Raw genomic sequence first — 20,984 nt, forward strand, 5'->3', positions numbered from 1 at the left:
GGGCGTTATACGGCGGTGATCGTTGGTAGGGGTGATGGACACGTGACACGAACCCTGCAGGCAGGAACTTCTACGATGACATCCCCGACCGGCTCCGGCCACCGCCCGAACCTGACCGTTTCCCTCGTCCGGCGTGAGCAGATCGTCGTGGTCCGTCTGGGCGGAGAGCTCGACCTGCACACCGTGCCGATCCTGCGCGATGCGCTGGAGTCGGGCGCCGTCTGGGGCCCGCCCGCCACCCGCGCGGTGATCCTGGACCTGAGCGGGATCACCTTCTGCGACTCGTCCGGACTGGGGGAGCTGATCGCGACGATGAAACACGGCCAGGCCGCCGGCATCCGGTTGCTGCTCAGCGCGGTGCCCGCCGTGATGGCCCGGCTGCTGGCCATCACGGGTCTGGACAAGGCGTTCGTCATCTGTCCCGGCACCGATGAGGCCCTCCGCCGGGCCGCGGAGAGCTGACCCCGCCGGTGCCCCGGCAGGTCGCGCCCGGCCGTGCGGTCACAGCAGGCCGATGACGGTGACGGTGCGCGGCGGCGAGGCCGAGGGTTCGCAGTCGGCGTCACCGGAGTAGATGGCGGTGATCTGGTGGGGGCCGCGGCTGCGGAAGGCGGTGATCAGCACGGCTGCGCCGGCGAGCACCGGGACCGTGCCCAGGGTGACGGCGCCGTCCATGAAGCGGACGGTGCCGGTGGGGATGTCGGAGTCGCAGGTGACGCGGGCGGTGAGGGTGACGGGCAGGAAGACGAGGGCCGGGTTGGGCACGGCGAGGACCTGGACGCTGGAGACGCCCTTGTTGACGGTCAGGAGCAGGGGAGGGGAGACCGCGGGCGGGCAGATGCCGTCGCCGGAGTAGACGGCGGTGATCTGGTGGTCGCCGGCGTCCAGGCCGCTGGTGGTGAGGACGGCGGTGCCGGCCGCGTTGAGCGGGCGGGTGCCGAGCAGGGCGGCGCCGTCGTAGAAGCGGACGGTGCCGGCCGGGGTGCCGGTGGTGCAGGTGACCTGGGCGGTGAGGGTGACGGGCCGGTGGACCTGGGCCGGATCGGGGCTGGCGGTGAGGGTCACCGCCGAGGAGACGGGGACGGCGGCAACCGCCACCCCGCGCGGGTCGTCACCGGCGGTGACGGTGTCGACCACGGTGCCGGTGGCCGTGTCGATGACCGAGACCGTGCCGCCGTCCTCATGGGTGACGTAGACGGTGGCGCCGTCCGGGCTGACCGCCGCGTCGTACGGGTCGGCGCTGACGGTGATGGTGTCGACCACGGTGCCGGTGGCCGTGTCGATGACCGAGACCGTGCCGCCGCTGTTGCCGGGGACGTAGGCGGTGGCGCCGTCCGGGGTGACCGCCACAGCGTACGGGCTGTTTCCGACGGTGATGGTGGCGGTCACGGTGCCGGTGGCCGTGTCGATGACCGAGACCGTACCGTCACCGGGGTTGGCGACGTAGGCGGTGGCGCCGTCCGGACCGAAGGCCACGCTGATCGGGCGGTCGTCGACGTCGATGGTGGCGGTCACGGTGCCGGTGGCCGTGTCGATCACCGAAACCGTGTCGTCGGACTGGTTGACGACGTAGGCGGTTGCGCCGTCCGGGCTGACCGCCACCCCGAGCGGGTCGTTTCCGACGGTGATGGTGGCGGTCACGGTGTTGGTGGTCGTGTCGATCACCGAGACCGTGCCGCCGTCGCTGTTGGGGACGTAGGCGGTGGTGCCGTCGGGGGTGACCGCCACGCCGTACGGGCTGTTTCCGACGGTGATGGTGGCGGTCACGGTGTTGGTGGTCGTGTCGATCACCGAGACCGTGCCGCCGTCGGCGTTGGGGACGTAGGCGGTGGTGCCGTCGGGGGTGACCGCCACCCGGTACGGGTCGTTTCCGACGGTGATGGTGGCGGTCACGGTGTTGGTGGTCGTGTCGATCACCGAGACCGTGCCGTCACCGCCGTTGACGACGTAGGCCAGGGTCGTGGTCGCCAGGGCGAGGGACTCGGCGGGCGCGTCGGCCGCAGCGGCGCGGCGGGCGGGTCCGGAGCGCAGGAAGGGGAGGCGGAGCGGTGAACCGGCGGGCATGGGGAAGGCCCCCTTCTGGATGGCTACGGCGTCCCGCCGGGTGGCCGTCTACGCGGTCGGCACCTGCGGTGATTCACCGTAAATGATCGTCTGATTGCCAAAGGTAATTATTTACGGTCGGGCCGCAAGAGCGCGTTACATAGACGTGTCGTGCTCGCTAGGCCTGTGGCCTGCATAAACGTGCGAAAGCGGCTCTTTCGGCCCACTGGCTGGTAACCGTCGCTCCGCAGGGCCGGACGGTGATCGCCGTGGGCCGGCCGCCGTCACGCTGGGGGCCGGCTCGCGGAACGGGGTGCCCGTCACCGGCTCGCGGTCATGCGTCCCAGGCGACCGGGAGGCTCTTGACCCCGTGGATGTCCGCGGCCTCCGGGCGCAGGGCGACCTGTTCGGCCGGTACGGCCAGGCGCAGCGAGGGGAAGCGGCGGATCAGCGCGGGGAGCGCGACCCGCATCTCGACGCGGGCCAGCTGCTGCCCGAGGCACTGGTGGATACCGTGGCCGAAGGCCAGGTGGCTGCCGTCGTTCCGGCGCAGGTCGAGCGCGTGGGGGTCGGGGAAGCGCTCGGGGTCGCGGTTGGCGGTGTTGAGGGACAGGATGAGCGTCGTGCCGGCCGTGATGGTGTGGCCGCCCAGCTCGACGTCCTCCAGAGCGACCCGGTGGAACTGCTTGGCGACGCTCAGATAGCGCAGCAGCTCTTCGACGGCCCGGTCGGCGAGCGCGGGCTCGGCGCGCAGCGCGGCGAGCTGGTCCGGGTTGCGCAGGAGGGCGAAGGCGCCCAGGGCCAGCGTGTTGGCGGTGGTGTCGAACCCGGCCGCCAGCAGGATCAGGGCGATGCCCCGCAGTTCCTCGTCGGTCAGATCGCTGTCGAGCAGGTCGCTGAGCACGTCGTCGGTGGGGTCGGCGCGCTTGGCGGCCACCAGCTCCGAGAGGTAGGCCTGGACCGCGGTGTAGGCCGCGATCAGCTCCTCGTCGCTGGTCTCCCCGTTCATGAATCCGTCGATGTTCTCCTGGAAGCGGCCCCGGTCCGCGTACGGCACGCCCAGCAGTTCGCAGATCACGATGACGGGGATGGGCTTGGCGAACGCGGTCACCAGGTCGGCCGGCGGTCCGGCCTGCGCCATGGCGTCCAGGTGCTCGGCGGTGATCTGCTCGATGCGTTCGGTGAGCAGCCGCATCCGCCGGGCGGTGAACTTGCCCACCAGCGGTTTGCGGTACCGGCTGTGCTGGGGTTCGTCCATGAGCAGGAACTCGCCGGGCGGCGCCGGGGGAACCTCGATGTCGCCGTAGTCGATGAGCGGGTGGTGGCGCATGAGCTCCTTGCGGGAGCTGAACCGCGCATCGGCCAGGACCGACCGGACCAGGTCATAGCCGGTGACCAGCCAGCCCTGGTGCCCGCTGGGGAAGGGGAGGCGGCTGATCGGGCCGTGCTCGCGGGCCCGGATCAGCTCCTCGGGCGGGTCGAAGGGGCAACCGGGCCGGCGCTCCGCCGGCATCGCCGGGACGGTGTGCAGGGATTCGCTCATGATCTCTCCTCGTTTCGGGGGAGTGCGTCTTCGGTGAAGGTGGAAGCCGCGTTCGATCCGGATCGGGACGGGCGTGGGTGAAAGGGCTAGGAGATCTTGCGGCGGTAGGTGTTCATGGCGAAGGCGTACGCGATGACGAGGATGCCGACGCACCAGGCCAGGGCGATCCAGATGTCGGCGCCGACCGGCTGCCGGGTGAACAGGTCGCGCAGGGCGTTGACGACGGAGGTCACCGGCTGGTGTTCGGCGAAGGCGCGCACCGGGCCGGGCATGGTGTCGGTGGGCACGAAGGCCGAGCTGAGGAACGGCAGGAACAGGAGCGGGTAGGAGAACGCGCTCGCGCCCTCCACGGTCGTGGCGGTCAGGCCGGGGATGACGGCGATCCAGGTCAGTGCCAGGGTGAACAGGATCAGGATGCCGGCGGCCGCGAGCCATGCCGGCGCTCCCGCCGCCGAGCGGAAGCCCATGAGCAGGGCGACGAGCACGACGACCACCAGCGAGACCGCATTGGCGACCAGCGAGGTCAGCACGTGCGCCCACAGCACCGACGAGCGTGCGGTCGGCATGGACTGGAAGCGCTCGAAGATGCCGCCTTTCATGTCCATGAACAGCCGGTAGGCGGTGTAGGCGATGCCCGAGGCGACCGTGATGAGGAGGATGCCGGGCAGCAGGTAGTTCACATACGAGTCCGACCCGGTGTCGATCGCGCCGCCGAAGACGTAGACGAACATCAGCATCATGGCGATCGGCATGACCGCCGTCGTGATGATGGTGTCCGGACTGCGCGCGATGTGGCGCAGGGTCCGTCCCAGCAGGACGGCCGTGTCGCCGAGGAAGTGCTTGCTCATCGAAGTCCCTTACGCGTTCGTGCCGACGTTGCGGTCATGGCCGTTCTTGCCGTCGTCACCGACGAGGGCGAGGAAGACGTCCTCGAGGGTCGGCTGCTTCTCGACGTATTCGACCTTGGCGGGCGGCAGCAGCCGCTTGAGCTCGGCCAGAGTGCCGTTGACGATGATCCGGCCCTGGTGCAGGATCGCGATCCGGTCGGCGAGGTGTTCGGCCTCGTCCAGGTACTGCGTGGTGAGCAGCACCGTCGTGCCGCGGTCGGCGAGTTCCCGGACGGCCTGCCAGACCTCGATGCGCGCCTGGGGGTCGAGCCCGGTGGTCGGCTCGTCGAGGAAGATGACCGGCGGGTCGCCGATCAGGCTCATCGCGATGTCGAGGCGGCGGCGCATGCCGCCCGAATACGTCGACACCCTCCGCGTGCCCGCCTCGGTCAACGAGAAGCGCGCCAGCAGGTCGTCGGCGATCTTTCCCGGGTGCTCGAGGTGCCGCAGCCGGGCGACTAGCACGAGGTTCTCCCGCCCGGTGAGGATCTCGTCGACGGCGGCGAACTGTCCGGTGAGGCTGATGGACTCGCGCACGTCGGCGGCCTGCTCAGCGACGTCGAAGCCGTTCACACGGGCCGTGCCCGCGTCGGCCCTGAGCAGCGTGGACAGGATCTTCACGACCGTGGTCTTGCCCGCCCCGTTCGAGCCGAGCAGGGCGAAGACGCCGCCCCGCGCCACGTCGAAGTCCACGCCGCGCAGCACCCGCAGCTCCTTGTACGACTTCTCCAGACCCTGCACGCGGATCGCCGGTTCCTGGATCTGATCGACTGTCATCCGTCCGTCCGTTCTCTGTTCCGTCGCGGCTCGTCGCCCGTGGCGTGATCGGCGGCGCGGTCGATGGCGTCGGCCAGCCGTTCCCGCTCCCGGTGGATCCACTGGCCCTCGGGGTAGTTGCGGAGGAACGCCTCGGCGAACTCCACCGGGTCCTCGCCGACGACTTCGCGGATCGGGGTCCCGTCCGCCGCGCTCTGCTCGAAGAGGTCGGCGAGGTCGTCCAGCATCGCCAGCAGGCTGTCGGCCTTCCCCGGGCCGAAGAACTGCATGTACCGCTCCAGCGCGTCGACCGCCGTGCGGTAGTCCGCGGGGAGCGCCCTGACGCGCGCCTTGTGGCGCCGGTAGCGCCGCTTGTCCTCCAGCGGCCCGGTGACCGTCTCCAGGTACTGCAGGTAGCGGTTCTTCTGCTCGTTCGACCCTGCGGTCATGTCTGCTTGCCTCCTTCGCGGAGCTGTTCGAGCCGTTCTGCGAGGAAGCTCCAGGTCCTCCAGAACTCGTCGAGGTACTCCCGACCCTGGGCGTTGAGGGAGTACACCTTGCGCGGCGGCCCCTTCTCGGACGGGACCTTCTCCACGTCGACCAGGCCGCGCTGCTCGACCCTGACCAGCAGCGCGTAGATGGTGCCCTCGGCGATGTCGGAGAAGCCCTGATCCCGCAGCCGCGCCGTGATCTCGTAGCCGTACGCGGGCCGGCCGGACAGGATCGCCAGGACGATGCCCTCCAGCGTCCCCTTGAGCATCTCCGTCATCTGCTTGCCCATGGCGGCGCCCTCCCTCCAGCTACTTGGTTACACTGACTACCGGTACAAAGTAACACTTACTACTGCTACCTAGCAACACTTAATAGTTCGAGGGAGTCGAGACCGCGAACGCGGCCACGAACGCCGCAGTCCCTGGACACCTCGTGGCACCCACCATCACCGGCCGTGCTGACACCGGGCCGTCGCCGTGCTGACACGGTCGCTCCGGCGGCGCCGCTCGCGGGGGCAGGGGCTGATGGGGCGGGGGAGGAAGGCCGCCGCGGACGGGACCGCCCGAGCGCGATGCCGTTCCGCGGCCGGAGAAAAAAGAAAATCCCCATCAGCGCAGGACAGCGTCCGGTGGCGGGCGCACTCCCGGCCGCATGGTTAGGGAAAAGGCTCCGGACGGCGTACGGTGAAAGCAGCGGTCACCGCCTGCGGGTGTTCTACCTGCGCGCGAAGTCTCCATCCGCCGTGGATCGGGAAACCCCCGCATGACCTTCCTCTCGATCACCGTGAGCGACCACCGCGCATTCTCGGTGGTCACCCTGAACGGTGAACTCGACACCCTTTCCGCCGGACGTCTGCGCCAGGTGATCGAGCGGGCCCTCGCCTGCGGCCGCGTGCATCTCGTCGTGGACACCGCCGGCCTGAGATTCTGCGACTCCTGCGGCCTGCGGACGCTGATCACCGCGTGGCGGCAGACGAACGAGCAGGGCGGGAGCCTGCGCCTGATCCGGGTGCACGGCCCGCTGGGCCGCCTGCTGGAACTGACCGGGCTGAGCACGCTGTTCCCCACCGGCGGCGCACTCGACCGGCAGACGACCGCGCCGGCCGGCACCGCCGCAGAGAACGCGGTCACGTACTTCACCGCCCACCGCGGCGGCCGTCCGCCGCAGCCGTCGTCGGCGGACGGCCGGAGCCAGGCCGGCGCCGGACACGCCGACCTGACCCGCGCACAGCCCGCCCGCGCCCGGATCGACCACCCCTGACGCGTGCGGCCGGAGCGGAACCGCCACCGCCGCCCGTCGCCGAGCCGAACGTTCAGCCGACGTGGACCAGCGGGCGGCGGGCGGGGTCCGGCTCGGCCTGGCGCAGCACCTCGCGGGTCAACGGCGGGATGTCTCCGCCGCCGAAGACCAGGTAGCGCAGGAGCGCGCCGATAGGGTTGCCTTCGGCGGCCCAGTGGAAGTAGACGTGCGGCGTCTTGCCCGTCTGGTCGCGCAGGTACAGCAGCAGCGCGGCGATCGCGTTGGCGATCGTGGTGCTCTCCATGCGCAGGATGCGGAAGCCGTGGCGCTCCTCGCCGACCACCCGCAGTTCGCTTTCGAATTCCGAGGCGTCCGGGACGGTCACCTCCAAAAACAGCGCGCCCTCGCTGGTGCGCAGCCGGTGCAGCTCCCACGCCTCCCGCTTCTTGCCGACGTACTCGGCGCAGTCGCGCGCGTTGGGCTCGTTGGCGATCAGATGGATCTCCCCGGTCTCGTTGATGTAGCGCCGGGCGGTGTCGTCCAGGGTGATGCGGGTGACGCGCAGTTCGGTGGAGCGGGTGGCCCGGGAGACCAGGGAGGTGACCACGATGAACACCACGAAGAACCCGGCGATCACCAGGCCGTCGGGACGTTCGATGACGTTGGCGACGGTGGCGTAGCCGAAGACGGCCGTGATGAACCCGAACCCGGCGGTCGCCCCGGCCCGCCTGCTCTTCCACGCCGACAGGGTGACCGCGACCGCCGCCGACAGGATCAGCGCGAGCACTCCGGTGGCGTACGCGCCGCCCTGGGATTCGACGTCGGCGTCGAAGAACAGCGTGATGGCGAACGAGATGACGGTGAAGACCAGCACCATCGGCCGGGTGGCGCGCGACCAGTCGGGGGCCATGCCGTAGCGGGGCAGATAGCGCGGCACGATGTTGAGCAGTCCCGCCAGGGCCGAGGCGCCGGCGAACCACAGGATCGCGATCGTGGACAGGTCGTAGGCGGTGCCGAACCAGTCGCCCAGGAACTCGTGCGCCAGGTAGGCCAGGGCCCGGCCGTTGGCGCGGCCGCCCTCGGCGAACTCCTCGGCCGGGATGAGGACGGTGGTGGCGAAGCTGGAGGCGATCAGGAAGACGCTCATGATGAGCGCCGCGGTGGTCAGCAGCTTCTTCGCGCCCGTGATCCGCCGGTCCAGGTCGCCTTTGACCAGGGGCATGACCGCCACGCCGGTCTCGAAGCCCGACAGGCCGAGGGCGAGCTTCGGCATGACGTACAGTGCGACGGCGATCATGGCGATCGGACTGGAGTGCTCGGCCGTCAGCACCCCGTACCAGTCACCGACCAGGTGAGGGCCGACGACGACGTGCTCGACCGCGACGCCCACGACGATGACGTTCAGCGCCAGGTAGACGGCGACCAGGACCACGGCGATGGAGATCGCCTCGCTGAACCCGAGCAGGAACACCCCGCCCAGGGCGGTGATCAGCACCAGGGTGACCGGCACCTGCCGGCCGGCGAGGAACCCGGGCACGAACGGGTTGTGCAGCACGTGCGCGGTGGCGTCGGCGGCCGACAGGGTGATCGTCACGATGAACGCGGTGGCCACGAAGCCCAGCAGGAACAGCACCAGCAGCTTGCCGCGCCAGCCGGGCAGCAGCTTCTCCAGCATCGACAGCGATCCCAGCCCGTTGGGGCTCTGCTCGGCCACGGCCCGGTAGGTGGGCAGCGCCCCCAGCAGGGTGAGCGCGACCAGCAGCAGGGTGGCCACCGGACTGAGCGCTCCGGCGGCCAGGGCGGCGATGCCGGGCTGGTAGCCCAGGGTGGAGAAGTAGTCCACCCCGGTCAGGCACATCACCTGCCACCAGGTGTGCCGGTGACCGGGTGTGTGCTCATGGTGCGGGCCGGTGGTCTTGGCGTCGCTCCGCGGCAGTCCGTGCAGCAACCACCGGTGCAGCGCGGACTCTCCGCGTTCTCCGCGTTCTCCGCGTTCTTCGCGCGCGGAGCCGGTCCGCGGCGGGGTCGGCGTGCTCATTTCGATCCTCAGGGGGTGAACCGGTAGCCCATGCCGGGCTCGGTGATCAGATGGGCCGGGCGGGCGGGGTCGGACTCCAGCTTCCTGCGCAGCTGGGCCATGTACTGGCGCAGGTAGTGGGTCTCCTTGACGTAGTCGGCGCCCCACACCTCGGTGAGCATCTGGCGCTGGCTGATCAGCTTGCCCGGGTTGCGCAGCAGTAGTTCCAGCATCCGCCACTCGGTGGGGGTCAGCCGCACGTCACCGGAGACCGTCTTCGCCGCCAGGTCGACCGTGCGGCAGCCGACGCGGATCCGCGCCGGCTGCGCCTCGTGCGGTGAGGCGCGGCGGGTGACGGCCCGGATGCGGGCCAGGAGCTCCTCGATGTCGAACGGCTTGGTGACGTAGTCGTCGGCGCCGGCGTCCAGGGCGTCGATCTTGTCCTGGCTGCCCGCCCGGCCCGACAGCACCACGATCGGCACCGTCGTCCAGCCGCGCAGGCCGTGGACCACCTCCACGCCGTCGATGTCGGGCAGGCCGAGATCCAGTACGACCAGGTCGGGGTGGAACTGTGCGGCCTGGCGCAGCGCGGAGGCGCCGTCGTCGGCCAGGGCGACCTCGTAGCGGCGGGCCACCAGGTTGATCCGGAGCGCCCGCAGCAGCTGCGGCTCGTCGTCGACGACCAGGACGCGGGTCATCTGTCCTCCTCCCTCGGCACGTCTCCGCGGGGAGAGGAGACCGGCATGGAAACGATCATCGTCACTCCGCCTCCGGGCGTCTCGTCGGGGGTGAGTGTGCCGCCCATGGCCTCGGTCAGACCGCGCGCGAGCGCCAGTCCCAGGCCGACACCGGTGTGGCCGCCGCGGTCGCCCAGCCGTTGGAAGGGGAGGAAGACCTGGTCGCGAAGTTCGCGGGGGATGCCGGGACCGTGGTCGATCACGCGGATCTCCACGCGCTCGCCGTACCGGCTGGCGGTGACCAGGACCTTGTGCCCGGGTGGGCTGTAGCGGGCCGCGTTGGCCATCACGTTGACCAGGACGCGTTCCAGCAGGGCCGGATCGGCGACGATCTCGGGCAGCTCCAGCGGGATGTCACCCTCGACCCGGTCACGGAGCGGACCCAGGGCGTCGATGGAGCGCGGCACGATCTCCTCCAGCGCCACCGGGTTCAGCGCCAGGCCGAGCACTCCGGCCTGCAGGCGGCTCATGTCGAGCAGGTTGGCCACCAGCCGGTCCAGCATGGCCAGTGACTCGGCGGCGGTGGCCAGTAGTTCGGCGCGGTCCTGCGCCGACCAATCGACCTCGGTGCTGCGCAGACTGTCGACGGCCGCCTTGGCGGAGGCGAGCGGGGTGCGCAGGTCGTGGCTGACGGCGGCCAGCAGGGCGGTGCGCATCTTGTCGGCCTCGGCCAGCGGCCGGGCCTGCTCGGCCTCCCGCTGCAGGCGCTCCTGGCGCAGCGCGACGGCGGCCTCGGCGGCGAACGCCTCCAGCAGCCGGCGGTCGGCGGCCTCCAGCAACCGCCCGCGCACCGCCAGCACCAGGGAGTCGTCGATGATCACATCGGCGTCGGCGGCCTCCGGGCCGGTGCAGGGCGGACCGCCGGAGACCGCGAGGATGCGCCACGTCTCGGGGTCGCCGCGATCGTCGAGTCCGGGGTCGCCGGTGCGCTCCAGCAGGGTCACCGAGGTCAGCGCGAACGTCTCCCGGAGGCGGGCCAGCAGGGAGGTCAGCGCGGCCTGGCCGCGCAGCACGTGCCCGGCCAGCGTGGACAGCACCTCGGCCTCCGCGCCGGCCCTGGCGGCCTCCCGGCTGCGGCGGGCCGCCAGGTCGACGACGGTGCTGACGGTCACCGCGACCAGCACGAAGCTGAGGAGCGCGAGCAGGTTCTCCGTCCGGGCCACGACCAGGGTGCGCAGCGGCGGGGTGAAGAACCAGTTGAGCAGAGCGAATCCGCCCATGGCCGCGGTGATCGCCGGCCACCTGCCGCCCACCAGGGCCACTCCGACGACCATCAGCAGGAACAGCAGGATCCGGCTGGACAGGGTCAGCCCGTCCAGCGGGACCATCGCCGCGGCCAGGGCGGGAACGCCCAGGACGGCCATGCACCACCCGGCGATCCGCCGGGTGCGGGTGAGCGCCGCCCGGGAGCGCGGCGGGTGTCGCCGGCCCACGCCGGTCTCCTCGTGCGGGACCATGTGCACGTCGATGGAGCCGGACAGCGCCGTGGTCTCCGCGCCGACGCCCGGTGAGAGCAGCCGGGCCGACCGGCCCCGGCGGGAGGCGCCGAGCACCAGCTGGGTGGCGTTGACCCCGCGGGCGAAGTCCAGTAGCGCGCGGGGGACGTCCTCGCCCACCACCTGGTGGTAGGAGCCGCCCAGGTCCTCGACCAGGGTGCGCTGGCGGGCCAGGTGGGCTGGACCCGCACCGGCCGGGCCGCCCGCGCGGGTGACGTGTACGGCCAGCAGACCGGCGCCCTTGGTACGGCCCGCGATGCGGGCGGCCCTCCGGATGAGCGTGTCGCCCTCCGGACCGCCGGTCAGCGCGACCACGACCCGCTCCCGCGCCCCCCAGGTGGCGGCGATGCCGTGCTCGGCGCGGTAGCGCTCCAGCTGCTCGTCGACCTTCCCGGCCACCCACAGCAGCGCCAGCTCTCGCAGCGCGGTCAGGTTGCCCTCGCGGAAGTAGTTCGAGAGCGTGGCGTCGATCCTCTCCGGCGGGTAGAGATTGCCGTGCGCCAGCCGGCGGCGCAGCGCCTCGGGGGTCATGTCGACCAGTTCCACCTGCTCGGCCCGCCGGACGACCTCGTCGGGCACGGTCTCGTCCTGCGGCACCCCGGTGATCTGCCGCACCACGTCATTGACCGACTCCAGATGATGGACGTTGACCGTGGACACGACGTCGATGCCGGCGTCCAGGATCTCCTCGACGTCCTGCCAGCGTTTGGCGTTCTTCGCCCCGGGAGCGTTGGTGTGGGCGAGCTCGTCGACGAGGACGAGCTCCGGCCGACGGGCGATGATCGCCTCGGTGTCCATCTCGGCGAGGGCGGCCCCCCGGTGCAGCACATTCCGGCGGGGAAGGACCTCCATGCCCTCCAGCAGCGCGGCGGTACGGTCACGGCCATGGGTCTCCACGAGGCCCACGACCACGTCCCGGCCCCGCTCCAGCCCGCGGCGCCCCTCGTCCAGCATCGCGAAGGTCTTGCCGACTCCCGGGGCCGCGCCCAGGTAGACCCGCAGCCGCCCCCGTGGCATGCCGATCACCGTTCCTCGGATTCTGAAAACGCGCTAAAGCCAACAAGCTGTACCGAGATCTATGAAACAGCGGTATCCGGAGGCTTCCTCGCATCTTGACGGTTTCCCTACGCCGCCGGGCGGATCGTTGACGCGATCCATACTCCTGCGGCCGCAGGGCGCGAACGCAACCGTTCCGCACCGCCGGCGCACCCCTCTTGCTCCAGCGGTCCGGCTCACTGGACGACGAGGGCGGCCGCGTCAGCCGTGACGCGGCCGTCGTCCGTGCTCACCGTACGAGCCGCTCCGCGGGTGCGCTCGCACCGGTCGGCCTGGGCCGGGGCTTCGAGGGTGCCCGCATCGACCCGCCGGACCTCTCGGCCGAGGAACCAGGAGGCCGGATTCCACGGAAGGAACACCCTCATGCGTTCTGTCTCCCGCCTGGCGGCCGCGCTCGCCGGGACCACCGCCCTGACCACCGCGCTCGTCGCCGTGCCCGCCCTGGGCGCGCAGGCCGCGGCCGAGGACGACGGCCTGCAGCTGGTCGTACCGACGCTCGCCTCCATGCTGCCCGGCCAGCAGGGCTGGATCAGCGCCGTGTGGAAGGCCACCACCGACGTGTGCGACGTGAAGGTCACCGCCACCGCGCCCGGGCTGACCATCGGCTACCCCGCGAACACCGGCTCCTACACCTCGCTGTACGAGGCGGACAAGCTGGCCGCCGACGCGATGGACTTCACCGCGCTGAACGTGAGCGTCTCGGCGGGCGCGTCCGGCGCGGCGAAGGTGACGTTCGACGTCTCCTACACCCGGCTGCCGCCGGGCCAGGCCAAGAAGGACGACCCGTCCGTGGCGGAGAAGTTCGACTGCAAGGGTCCCAAGGGCAACCAGACGGTGACCGCCACCTTGCCGATCGCCCCGGCGACCGGTGCCGCGGTGGTGCAGAAGACCACCGCCGTCACCGTGGCCAGGGACACCCCTTCCTGGGTCAGGATCGCCTTCGAGGCACGCAGGCCCGGCCTGCGGGACTTCCGCGTCACCGTGGCCCCGCCCGCGGGGCTGGAGATCGCCTACCCCGGAGAGAAGACCTCCGCCGGTCTGTACGACGACGTCGCACCGGCGGTGGCCCGCGAGGACTACGCCGCCGTCCGCTTCGACGCCTCCGGTCTGGCCGCGGGCACCTACAGGCTCCCGGTGCACGCCGCCTACACCGGCGGCGGCCACACCGGCGAGCTCGCTCTCACCGTCGAGTGACCCCGGCGGTGCGGCCGGCCCGTGAGGACCCGGCCGCACCGCCCCGGCCCGTCCGCTCGTCCACCACCGTCCGAGCCCTTTGCAGGAGGAACCCGACGTGAAGCACCGCACCGGCACCGCCCCGGCCTCCGCGACCTCCCCGCAGGAGCGGCCGCAGCCGCCCGCGAACAGTTCAGCGGGCAAGCGCCGCGCCGTCGTGGCGGTCGTCGCGGTCCTGTCCGCGCTCGCCGCGGCCGCCCTCGTGATGCTCCTGTCCGACGCCACCGGCGTGGCCGGACGGCAGGCCACCGCGGCTCCGGCCGCGGCCCCGGTCACCGCCCCGCAGCCGGCCGCGGCTCCGGTCACCGCCCCGCGGCCGGCCGCGGCCCGGACACCGGAGGATCTCTTCCTGACCTCCCACGCCGGTCACCTGTGCCGGGTGCAGTCGACCGTCTACGCCGACCCCGCGCAGATGGCCGAGGCCTACCGGACGATCCCGGACCACCCGGGTCTGTCGGAGGCGCAGACGGACACCTTCAACGAGCGCCTGCAGAACGACGGAGCCTTCGCCGCCCGGCTGGCCCGGCTCCTGGCCGACACCTGCCGGCCGACCACCCCCTAACGCCCGGCCGGCGTCCGCCGACCCCGCCCCTGCGTCGACCCCGCCGCTGGCGGCGGCGAGCCCGCCCGTTCACCCGGTGTATCGGGTCAGTTCGGCGGCGTCGTGGGCACTGAAGACCTGGATCTGCTCGGGCAGTTCCCGCAGCCGGGCCACGTTGGCCAGCCGTTGGGTGTGGTCGACGGCGACGAGCCGCTGGGCGAGGCGCAGCGTCAGCGGGCAGTGCGACGGTGCGGAGAGCTCTCCGTGGAACCAGTAGGCGTCACCGGCGTGCAGCAGCCAGCCGTCTCCGGTGTCCACGGCCACGCCGGAGTGTCCCCGGCTGTGCCCGGCCAGCGGGACCAGCGCCACGCCCTCCACGCCGTCCAGCGGACGGGCCCGCAGGCCGTACAGCTCCTCCCCGGCGTCGTCGTAGGGGGCCCAGTCGGGGCCGTGCGCCCACTGGGCGGGCAGGTAGCGGTGCCGCTGGGCCACGCCGCCGCCGGGACGGGTGGCCGCCGCCAGTTCGGCGGCGTGCACGTGGACGCGGGCGTGCGGGAAGTCCCGCAGCCCGCCGGCGTGGTCGGGATCCAGGTGCGTGAGCACGATGTGGCGCACGTCCTCGGGATCCAGTCCCAGGTCCTGGAGCTGCCGCACGGCGGACTCGGCGGGGTCGAGGGAGGGCCGGGCCGTGCGCAGGAAGGCCGCCTCCAGGCGGTCCTCGCCGAGGGCGAAGCCGGTGTCGACCAGCACCAGGTCGCGTTCGGTCTCGAGGAGCAGGCAGTGGGCCACCATGCGCGGCGCGGCCGGCAGGGTCATCGTCCCGCAGTTGAGGTGATGGACCTTCATCTGCACATGGTGGCCCCCGGAGGACGATCCGGACAACGCCGGTACGGAGGCGGACCGCCCCGCCGGCGTCCCGGTGTCAGCGGAGCACGGTCCGTCCCGGCCACCGGACCACACGGGCCGCCGCGCGCCTTCCGGACACCCGTCCGTTTTCCGTCCTCGTTCCGTCCGCGCTCCGGCCGCCCGCGGCGCCCAGACTGGAGGGCATGGAGATCTACCACGGCACGGGACCAGGACCGATCACCCCCGACGGTTGCGCGGTCGACTACTACGCCACCCTCACCGCAGGCGGCGAGCCCGGACTCATCCACGCCGCCGTCCCGCCCGGGGCGGCCATCCTCGAACTCGGCGCAGGGGCCGGGCGCATCACCCGTCCCCTGCTGGAACTCGGGCACGAGGTCGTCGCCGTCGACGAGTCTCCCGAGATGCTCGCCCACATCACCGGAGCCGAGACCGTCTGCTCTCCCATCCAGTCCCTGGCCCTGCCCCGGACCTTCGATCTGGTACTGCTGATGTCGTTCGTCGTCGAGACCGCCGACGACGACCTGCGCGCGGCGTTCCTGGACACCTGCCGCCGCCACGTCGCCGATGACGGCTGCGTGATCCTGCAGCGCAAGCCCCCCGAGTGGTACGACACCGTCCGGCCGTCCGAACGCCGGACCGGCGACGGCGGCACCGTCCGGATGAAGGACGTCAGCCGCCCCGGCCCCGGCCTGCTGAAGGCCACCATGGAGTACGTCATCGGCGAACGGCGCTGGACCCACACCTTCGTCAGCCGCCGCCTCGACGACGACCGTCTCGGCCGTGAGCTCGGCCGGGCCGGTCTGACGCTCTCCGGGTTCCTCGACGACGACCGCGAGTGGGTGCGCGCCGTACCCCGCTGACCGGCGGCCTTCCCGCACGGTCCGGAACGGCCGCGCCGGTCCCCGCACCCGCCGGCCGCCGGCGCACGGGCGAGGGACCGGCCTACCGGCCGGCGGCGAGCGGGTCCAGCCGCTCGGCCGCACTGTCCAGGCGCCGCATCAGCATGCGGGAGATCGCGTGCACCAGGTCAGGCTCGTGGGTCAGCACGAAATCCACCCCGTCACCGGCGCCCGGCCGCACACAGAGCGCGGCTGCGGTGTGCGGGCCGACCACGGCCAGGACCGTCTCGGCATCGGCCGGGGTCACCGCCACCCGCACCGGATGCGGAGCGGCGGCGATCGGCCCGGGACCGGCGACACCGACCAAGGCCACCTCGTCGCCCAGCGACGCCAGGCGAGGCAGCCAGGCCCGGCCGACGGCCGGTTCCGGATACGCGCCGAGCACCACCGCGTGCGGGCCGGCGCTCGCCGCCAGCGACAGCAGGTGGTCGATGAGGCCGTCGATCATCTTCTGATCTCCGACCCGGCTGTGGTTGCGCACCGCGGCCGTGCTGAACGGGGTCCCGTCGGGCAGGTGCAGGTTCGGCCGGGGCGATCGAAGTCGGGCGTGATGGTCGATCGGCCGGCCGGCGAGCGCGCCGAGCCCGCCGGGCCGGCCGAACAACCAGCCCTGCCCCCAACGGGCGCCGAGCGCCCGCGCGGTCGCTGCGTCGTCCTCGGTCTCGATGCCTTCGGCGAGCACCACCGCCCCGGTACGCTCGGCGTGGGCGCTGACGATCGCGGCGGTCGCGATGGTGCCCGTGGCGTACGGGTCGCGCAGCAGGTGCATGTCCAGCTTGATCACTTCCGGCTCGATGAGCGGCAGGAAGGCCAGCGACAGCGGGTCGGCACCTACGTCGTCCAGGGCGAGCGCCCCGTCGGTCCGCTGCACGGCGGCGGCGATGTCCAGCAACGCCGCCGGGTGGTCGGCCAGGGCCCGTTCGGTGAACTCCAGCACGGCCCGGTACGGTCGCTCGGACAGCGCCACGGCCAGCAGCTCAGGGGTGAACGGATGGTTCAGCGCAGCCGGTTCGGCGTTGAAGAACAGCAGCGGCGGAACTTCCTGTTCGGCGTCCCGGGCGATCTCCATGGCCCGGGTGGCGCACAACTGGTCCAGCAGCGGCAGCACCCCGGTCCGGGCGGCCGCCGCGAACAGAGCGTCCGGGAACTCCAGCGGAGAGCCGGCCGGACCGCGTGCCAGCGCCTCGACACCGACGATGTTCCTCGTGGTGAGGTCGACGATCGGCTGGTACAGCGGGAAGACCGCGCGCTCGTCGAGCACGCGCAGGATGAGCGTGGCCGGATCATCGTGCATGTCCGGTCCGGCGCTCCAGTTTTTCGGCGCCATCCGCCCCATCCATTGCACGAGTCCCGACCTTGACGGAACACCTATCGACACCGCACGGCCCGACCTTAGAGTCCGCTCCACCGCATCCGCATCCGAACCGCAGGTGTACATCGGCCCGCTGCCGACCGTCGAGGCCGACCTGTCCATGATCCGCCAGCTGCTGACCAATCTGATCGGGAACGCGATCAAATACACCCCGCCCGGACACGCCGCCCACGTCGACATCACCGGGACGCGGACCGGCGACGGCCGGGTGTGCGTCGAGATCGCCGACCGCGGTATCGGCATCCCTCCGGGTGAGCATCAGGCGATCTTCGCCGGGTTCCACCGGGCCGCCACCGGCTACACCGGCACCGGGCTCGGCCTGGCCATCTGCCAGCGGATCGTCGAACGCCACGGCGGCACCATCACCGCCACCGACAACTCCGGCGGCGGCGCCCGCTTCACCTTCACCCTCCCGACCGCCGACGGCCCACCATGACACCGGCGGACCGGACCGCCGGTCCCATCGGCCGACTGGCTCTGACCGCCTAGGTTCGCCGGGTTGGATCCGCTCCCGTTGGACGTGCCATGACATCCGCTCCGGCGGTGTGAACCGGACCGCGATGGCCGTCCTCACGCCCGGCGGGCTCGTTGCCGATGGCCTGTTTGAAGTCGGGGCATTCGACGATCGGCTCGTGATCGCAGACGGCGGCGTGCCGGAGACTGTCGCGCAGCCGGGAGAGCCGGCCGATCTGCTCATCGAGGGTGCGGGCCCTGGCGGCCATGCGGACACGCAGGTCCGGGTCGCCGGGCCGGGCCACCAGGAACCGGCTGATCTCCGCGATCGAGAATCCGGCGCCACGCGCGCACGTGATCAGTTCCAGGCGTTCCAGCACGTCCGGCCGGTAGGTGCGGCGGAGCCCGTTGCGTCCCGCGGAGGTGATCAGTTCTTTCTTCTCGTAGAACCGCAGTGCCGAAGGCGCCAACCCGGACCGCCGCGCCACCTCGGCGATATCCAGCGAACCCTCGTTCATCGACGCCCCCTTGACTTGAACCGCGATTCAAGTCGCAGTCTAGACGGCATGAAGATCCATCACCTGAACTGCGGGTCCGTCCGGACGATCGAGGCCACCTACGACGGTCCGCAGCCCGCACCCGCGGTGAACCACTGTCTGCTGGTCGAAACCGACGCCGCCGGCCTGGTGCTGGTCGAGACCGGCCTCGGCCTCGGCGATGTCCGGGACCCGCGCGGCATGCTCGGTGCCGAATGGGTCGAGATGGCACAACCGGCCCTGGACGAGGAGGAGACGGCCGTCCGCCAGATCACCCGGCTCGGCCACACGCCGTCCGACGTGCGCCACATCATCGTGACCCATCTGGACGTGGACCACTGCGGCGGCCTTCCCGACTTTCCTGGCGCACGGGTCCATGTGCTCGCCGCCGAACTCGAGGCGGCACTGGCCCAGGCGCCCAGCTTCCGCTACCGTCCCGCCCACTGGGCTCATGGTCCCGACTGGGTCGCCTACTCTCCCGTACCGGGGGAGGAGTGGTTCGGCTTCACCGCGGTGCAGCCGGAGGGGTTGCCGCCGGAGATCAAGCTGATCCCGCTCGGCGGGCACACCGCCGGTCATACCGGGGTCGCCGTGCACGGCGGTGACCGGTGGCTCCTGCACTGCGGCGACGCCTATTACTACCACCGTGAGCTCGAGGCGCTGAAGGAGCCGCACCCGCTGATGGACATCGTCCAGACCGGTTCGGAGGTGCACCGCGACCTGCGGCTCGGCACCCAGGCCCGGCTGCGCGAGCTGGTGCGCGACCACGGGGGCGAGGTCGAGGTGTTCTCCGCGCACGACCCGTGGGAACTGGCCCGCTACAGCTGAGAACGTGGTGATGCGGCGGTTTCACGCAGCCCGTGCCGACCGCTCCCACCTGCGCCGACGCGGTATCCGAGCGGCCATCCGGAGAAGACGGGTCAGGCGGCCGCGTGGAGATCCGGACTCCGGACGGCTCCTAGCGCTGCTTGAGGCGCTGCGCCTCCTTGCGCACCTCGGCCTGGACCGACCGCTCGTGCTTCAGCCACTCGGGGTCCTCCGCCTTGATGGCGTCGATCTCGGCGGTGGTGAGCGGCCCGGTGATGCCGCCCCTCGCCAGGCCCGAGTTGGAGACGCCCAGCTTCACGGCGACGACCTGCCTGGGATGCGGCCCGTTGCGCCGCAGCTCGGTCAGCCAGGCCGGCGGAGCGGCCTGCAGTGCGTTCAGCTCGTCCCTGGAGACGACTCCCTCCTGGAACTCGGCGGGAGCGGCCTCCAGGAGCACACCCAGCTTCTTGGCCGCGGTCGCGGGCTTCATCGTCTGGGTGGTCTTGAGCTTGGTCATGGTGCCAAGGGTATGCGGCGAAGCCGCTTTCCCTGACATCGGTACGCTGAGGAGGTGACTGACAGAGAGTTCCGGCTGGCTTACGTGCCCGGGGTGACGCCCGCCAAATGGGCCGGAGTCTGGGCCGAGCGGGTGCCCGACGTGCCGCTCACCCTGGTCCCCGTCGCCGCCGCCGAGGCGGTGCGGCTCCTGCACGACGGCGGCGCCGACGCCGGTTTCGTGCGGTTGCCCGTGGACCGCGAAGGGCTCAGCGTGATTCCTCTCTACGTCGAGACCACCGTGGTCGTGGTGCCGAAGGACCACCTGGTGGCCGCCGCCGACGAGGTGACCGTCGCCGATCTCGCCGACGACGAGGTGCTCCACCCGATGGACGACACCCTTGGATGGGCGGCCCCGCCGGGGCTGCCCGCCTTCACGCGACCGGACACGACCGCGGAGGCGGTCGAGCTGGTGGCGGCCGGGGCCGGGCTGCTGCTGGTCCCGCAGTCCCTGGCGCGCCTGTACCACCGCAAGGACCTGACCGCCCGGCCGGTCGCGGAGACGCCGCAGTCGCAGATCGCGCTGGCCTGGCCCGCGGAGGCGACGACCGAGCTGGTGGAGGACTTCATCGGCATCGTCCGCGGGCGTACGGTGAACAGCTCGCGGGGCCGTACCCCCGCCCCTGCCCCGGGGAAGGCGCGGAAGCAGCAGAGGAGCCCCGCCCCGGGCGGGTCGGGCCGCCGGGGCGCGCAGACCGGCCGGGGCGGGAAGGGCCACCGGCCCCGCTGAACCGTCGTTCCCGGCGGCGGCCGCCGAAGTTCGCCGACCCGCTCGCGCCGGGCCGACCGATCCTCGGCGGTGTGCCGCATGCCCCGCCGGTCCGCGCCCGGCGGGGCATGCGGCAGCGCGCACGAGAACGACCGGTCGGGCATGTCCCGAGACCTCGCTCCGGCGGTCACCGCCGGTCGTACACGAGACCGGCGGCGGTGAGGCGTGCTCCGGCCGACGGCGGGTGCGGGGTCCGCCGTCCGTCGTGGCCGAGGTGCTCGACGGGCAGGCCGTGGACCAGCACGGCCACATCGCTGATCAGACGCCGATGGCAGCGCCACCACACCGTCTCACTGCACATCACCACCGTCGCCCCCGGCCTGGCGGCTCTCACCTCATCCAGCAGGGCCGTCATCGCCTCACCGAACTCCTGGGAGCGGCAGTGGGCCGCGTAGGCGCGGAAGGCCTCGACCCGCCACCAGGAGTCGGGCGAGGCCTCCGCCGAGGCCATGCGGCGCCGCCCACCGAGCCGCGGCTCCCACCGGTACGCGATGCCGTCGGCCGGCAGCCACCGAGCCAGGGCGTCCCGGGCGACATGCGGGTGGCGACGGCTGCCGGGAAAGCGTCTGACGTCGACGAGCAGGACGGCCCCCGCGTCGTGGAGCACCTCCAGGATCCGCGACCGGTCCGCCGTCCCGTGTCCGAAGGTCAGGAGGGGCGGGTCCGTCGATGTCATGCCATCAGAG

Annotated in this window: 23 protein-coding genes; 8 read left to right on the forward strand and 15 right to left on the reverse strand. The window is 71.8% G+C overall.

The window, feature by feature from the left end:
• Window positions 1-75: 75 nt before the first annotated feature.
• Entirely contained in the window at window positions 76-462 is a 387-nt protein-coding gene (locus tag HS048_RS20005; protein ID WP_084008761.1) for an STAS domain-containing protein, read from the forward strand.
• A 39-nt stretch (window positions 463-501) separates the two neighbouring features.
• On the opposite strand, the gene HS048_RS20010 is transcribed toward HS048_RS20005, so the two are convergent.
• The 6 genes from HS048_RS20010 to HS048_RS20035 form a co-directional block, all read right to left on the reverse strand.
• The gene (locus HS048_RS20010; RefSeq protein ID WP_196468216.1) at window positions 502-2,064 is read right to left on the reverse strand and encodes an Ig-like domain repeat protein; all 1,563 of its coding nucleotides are present in this window, start codon (window positions 2,062-2,064) and stop codon (window positions 502-504) included.
• Window positions 2,065-2,377: 313 nt separating this feature from the next.
• Window positions 2,378-3,586: a cytochrome P450 gene (locus HS048_RS20015; protein ID WP_196468217.1), complete on the reverse strand. Its 1,209-nt coding sequence runs from the start codon at window positions 3,584-3,586 to the stop codon at window positions 2,378-2,380.
• An 86-nt stretch (window positions 3,587-3,672) separates the two neighbouring features.
• Complete coding sequence (locus HS048_RS20020) at window positions 3,673-4,434, reverse strand: ABC transporter permease (protein WP_196468218.1); 762 nt, start codon at window positions 4,432-4,434, stop codon at window positions 3,673-3,675.
• Window positions 4,435-4,443: 9 nt separating this feature from the next.
• Entirely contained in the window at window positions 4,444-5,250 is an 807-nt protein-coding gene (locus HS048_RS20025) for an ABC transporter ATP-binding protein (RefSeq protein WP_230881799.1), read from the reverse strand.
• Window positions 5,247-5,678 (reverse strand): DUF1048 domain-containing protein, encoded by a 432-nt coding sequence (locus HS048_RS20030; RefSeq protein WP_068900825.1) that lies wholly within the window; start codon window positions 5,676-5,678, stop codon window positions 5,247-5,249. Before HS048_RS20030 ends, HS048_RS20025 begins: the two co-directional genes overlap by 4 nt.
• Window positions 5,675-6,010 carry a PadR family transcriptional regulator gene (locus HS048_RS20035; protein WP_068900827.1) on the reverse strand — a complete coding sequence of 112 codons (336 nt, stop codon included), beginning with the start codon at window positions 6,008-6,010 and terminating at the stop codon, window positions 5,675-5,677. Before HS048_RS20035 ends, HS048_RS20030 begins: the two co-directional genes overlap by 4 nt.
• A gap of 473 nt (window positions 6,011-6,483) precedes the next feature.
• On the opposite strand from HS048_RS20035, the gene HS048_RS20040 reads away from it, so the two are divergent.
• Window positions 6,484-6,981 carry an STAS domain-containing protein gene (locus tag HS048_RS20040; protein WP_196468219.1) on the forward strand — a complete coding sequence of 166 codons (498 nt, stop codon included), beginning with the start codon at window positions 6,484-6,486 and terminating at the stop codon, window positions 6,979-6,981.
• Window positions 6,982-7,033: 52 nt separating this feature from the next.
• Here HS048_RS20040 and HS048_RS20045 read toward each other — a convergent pair whose 3' ends face one another.
• From HS048_RS20045 to HS048_RS20060, 4 genes are all read right to left on the reverse strand, one after another.
• Window positions 7,034-8,998, reverse strand: a complete 1,965-nt coding sequence (locus HS048_RS20045; protein WP_230881800.1) for an amino acid transporter — start codon at window positions 8,996-8,998, stop codon at window positions 7,034-7,036.
• 8 nt (window positions 8,999-9,006) lie between these two features.
• Complete coding sequence (locus HS048_RS20050; RefSeq protein WP_196468220.1) at window positions 9,007-9,675, reverse strand: response regulator; 669 nt, start codon at window positions 9,673-9,675, stop codon at window positions 9,007-9,009.
• A complete protein-coding gene (locus HS048_RS20055; protein ID WP_068901026.1) occupies window positions 9,672-12,227 on the reverse strand; it encodes a DUF4118 domain-containing protein in 2,556 nt (851 codons plus the stop codon). Before HS048_RS20055 ends, HS048_RS20050 begins: the two co-directional genes overlap by 4 nt.
• A 215-nt stretch (window positions 12,228-12,442) precedes the next feature.
• Window positions 12,443-12,631 (reverse strand): hypothetical protein, encoded by a 189-nt coding sequence (locus tag HS048_RS20060; protein WP_068900833.1) that lies wholly within the window; start codon window positions 12,629-12,631, stop codon window positions 12,443-12,445.
• On the opposite strand from HS048_RS20060, the gene HS048_RS20065 reads away from it, so the two are divergent.
• On the forward strand, window positions 12,630-13,460 hold the full coding sequence (locus tag HS048_RS20065; RefSeq protein WP_196468221.1) for a hypothetical protein: 831 nt from the start codon (window positions 12,630-12,632) through the stop codon (window positions 13,458-13,460). The genes HS048_RS20060 and HS048_RS20065 overlap by 2 nt on opposite strands.
• A 97-nt stretch (window positions 13,461-13,557) precedes the next feature.
• The gene (locus HS048_RS20070) at window positions 13,558-14,061 is read left to right on the forward strand and encodes a hypothetical protein (RefSeq protein ID WP_196468222.1); all 504 of its coding nucleotides are present in this window, start codon (window positions 13,558-13,560) and stop codon (window positions 14,059-14,061) included.
• Window positions 14,062-14,130: 69 nt separating this feature from the next.
• On the opposite strand, the gene HS048_RS20075 is transcribed toward HS048_RS20070, so the two are convergent.
• Window positions 14,131-14,886: an MBL fold metallo-hydrolase gene (locus tag HS048_RS20075; RefSeq protein ID WP_196468223.1), complete on the reverse strand. Its 756-nt coding sequence runs from the start codon at window positions 14,884-14,886 to the stop codon at window positions 14,131-14,133.
• Between the two features lie 203 nt (window positions 14,887-15,089).
• On the opposite strand from HS048_RS20075, the gene HS048_RS20080 reads away from it, so the two are divergent.
• Complete coding sequence (locus HS048_RS20080) at window positions 15,090-15,767, forward strand: bifunctional 2-polyprenyl-6-hydroxyphenol methylase/3-demethylubiquinol 3-O-methyltransferase UbiG (protein WP_068900841.1); 678 nt, start codon at window positions 15,090-15,092, stop codon at window positions 15,765-15,767.
• A gap of 82 nt (window positions 15,768-15,849) precedes the next feature.
• Here the strand turns inward: HS048_RS20080 and HS048_RS20085 are convergent, their stop codons facing one another.
• Window positions 15,850-17,133, reverse strand: a complete 1,284-nt coding sequence (locus HS048_RS20085) for an EAL domain-containing protein (protein ID WP_196468224.1) — start codon at window positions 17,131-17,133, stop codon at window positions 15,850-15,852.
• 103 nt (window positions 17,134-17,236) lie between these two features.
• Here HS048_RS20085 and HS048_RS20090 point away from each other — a divergent pair, with 103 nt between their 5' ends.
• Window positions 17,237-17,614: an ATP-binding protein gene (locus tag HS048_RS20090; RefSeq protein ID WP_196468225.1), complete on the forward strand. Its 378-nt coding sequence runs from the start codon at window positions 17,237-17,239 to the stop codon at window positions 17,612-17,614.
• 49 nt (window positions 17,615-17,663) lie between these two features.
• Here the strand turns inward: HS048_RS20090 and HS048_RS20095 are convergent, their stop codons facing one another.
• A complete protein-coding gene (locus HS048_RS20095) occupies window positions 17,664-18,149 on the reverse strand; it encodes a MerR family transcriptional regulator (RefSeq protein WP_196468226.1) in 486 nt (161 codons plus the stop codon).
• Window positions 18,150-18,197: 48 nt separating this feature from the next.
• Between HS048_RS20095 and HS048_RS20100 the strand changes: the two genes are divergently transcribed.
• Complete coding sequence (locus HS048_RS20100; RefSeq protein WP_068900847.1) at window positions 18,198-18,995, forward strand: MBL fold metallo-hydrolase; 798 nt, start codon at window positions 18,198-18,200, stop codon at window positions 18,993-18,995.
• A 130-nt stretch (window positions 18,996-19,125) separates the two neighbouring features.
• Here HS048_RS20100 and HS048_RS20105 read toward each other — a convergent pair whose 3' ends face one another.
• Window positions 19,126-19,491: a DUF5997 family protein gene (locus HS048_RS20105; protein ID WP_196468227.1), complete on the reverse strand. Its 366-nt coding sequence runs from the start codon at window positions 19,489-19,491 to the stop codon at window positions 19,126-19,128.
• Window positions 19,492-19,545: 54 nt separating this feature from the next.
• On the opposite strand from HS048_RS20105, the gene HS048_RS20110 reads away from it, so the two are divergent.
• A complete protein-coding gene (locus HS048_RS20110; protein WP_307832565.1) occupies window positions 19,546-20,259 on the forward strand; it encodes a LysR family transcriptional regulator substrate-binding protein in 714 nt (237 codons plus the stop codon).
• Between the two features lie 166 nt (window positions 20,260-20,425).
• Here HS048_RS20110 and HS048_RS20115 read toward each other — a convergent pair whose 3' ends face one another.
• Window positions 20,426-20,974: a DUF488 family protein gene (locus HS048_RS20115; protein ID WP_196468228.1), complete on the reverse strand. Its 549-nt coding sequence runs from the start codon at window positions 20,972-20,974 to the stop codon at window positions 20,426-20,428.
• Window positions 20,975-20,984: the final 10 nt, after the last annotated feature.

The organism is Planomonospora sp. ID91781 (assembly GCF_015711595.1).
GTDB classification, from domain to species: domain Bacteria; phylum Actinomycetota; class Actinomycetes; order Streptosporangiales; family Streptosporangiaceae; genus Planomonospora; species Planomonospora parontospora.

What these genes read in the sequence shown, in the direction of transcription:
- HS048_RS20005 (WP_084008761.1), top strand. Translation starts at nt 76, where the DNA reads ATGACATCCCCGACCGGCTCCGGCCACCGCCCGAACCTGACCGTTTCC.
- HS048_RS20010 (WP_196468216.1), bottom strand. Translation starts at nt 2,064, where the DNA reads ATGCCCGCCGGTTCACCGCTCCGCCTCCCCTTCCTGCGCTCCGGACCC.
- HS048_RS20015 (WP_196468217.1), bottom strand. Translation starts at nt 3,586, where the DNA reads ATGAGCGAATCCCTGCACACCGTCCCGGCGATGCCGGCGGAGCGCCGG.
- HS048_RS20020 (WP_196468218.1), bottom strand. Translation starts at nt 4,434, where the DNA reads ATGAGCAAGCACTTCCTCGGCGACACGGCCGTCCTGCTGGGACGGACC.
- HS048_RS20025 (WP_230881799.1), bottom strand. Translation starts at nt 5,250, where the DNA reads ATGACAGTCGATCAGATCCAGGAACCGGCGATCCGCGTGCAGGGTCTG.
- HS048_RS20030 (WP_068900825.1), bottom strand. Translation starts at nt 5,678, where the DNA reads ATGACCGCAGGGTCGAACGAGCAGAAGAACCGCTACCTGCAGTACCTG.
- HS048_RS20035 (WP_068900827.1), bottom strand. Translation starts at nt 6,010, where the DNA reads ATGGGCAAGCAGATGACGGAGATGCTCAAGGGGACGCTGGAGGGCATC.
- HS048_RS20040 (WP_196468219.1), top strand. Translation starts at nt 6,484, where the DNA reads ATGACCTTCCTCTCGATCACCGTGAGCGACCACCGCGCATTCTCGGTG.
- HS048_RS20045 (WP_230881800.1), bottom strand. Translation starts at nt 8,998, where the DNA reads ATGAGCACGCCGACCCCGCCGCGGACCGGCTCCGCGCGCGAAGAACGC.
- HS048_RS20050 (WP_196468220.1), bottom strand. Translation starts at nt 9,675, where the DNA reads ATGACCCGCGTCCTGGTCGTCGACGACGAGCCGCAGCTGCTGCGGGCG.
- HS048_RS20055 (WP_068901026.1), bottom strand. Translation starts at nt 12,227, where the DNA reads ATGCCACGGGGGCGGCTGCGGGTCTACCTGGGCGCGGCCCCGGGAGTC.
- HS048_RS20065 (WP_196468221.1), top strand. Translation starts at nt 12,630, where the DNA reads ATGCGTTCTGTCTCCCGCCTGGCGGCCGCGCTCGCCGGGACCACCGCC.
- HS048_RS20060 (WP_068900833.1), bottom strand. Translation starts at nt 12,631, where the DNA reads ATGAGGGTGTTCCTTCCGTGGAATCCGGCCTCCTGGTTCCTCGGCCGA.
- HS048_RS20075 (WP_196468223.1), bottom strand. Translation starts at nt 14,886, where the DNA reads ATGAAGGTCCATCACCTCAACTGCGGGACGATGACCCTGCCGGCCGCG.
- HS048_RS20080 (WP_068900841.1), top strand. Translation starts at nt 15,090, where the DNA reads ATGGAGATCTACCACGGCACGGGACCAGGACCGATCACCCCCGACGGT.
- HS048_RS20085 (WP_196468224.1), bottom strand. Translation starts at nt 17,133, where the DNA reads ATGGCGCCGAAAAACTGGAGCGCCGGACCGGACATGCACGATGATCCG.
- HS048_RS20095 (WP_196468226.1), bottom strand. Translation starts at nt 18,149, where the DNA reads ATGAACGAGGGTTCGCTGGATATCGCCGAGGTGGCGCGGCGGTCCGGG.
- HS048_RS20100 (WP_068900847.1), top strand. Translation starts at nt 18,198, where the DNA reads ATGAAGATCCATCACCTGAACTGCGGGTCCGTCCGGACGATCGAGGCC.
- HS048_RS20105 (WP_196468227.1), bottom strand. Translation starts at nt 19,491, where the DNA reads ATGACCAAGCTCAAGACCACCCAGACGATGAAGCCCGCGACCGCGGCC.
- HS048_RS20115 (WP_196468228.1), bottom strand. Translation starts at nt 20,974, where the DNA reads ATGACATCGACGGACCCGCCCCTCCTGACCTTCGGACACGGGACGGCG.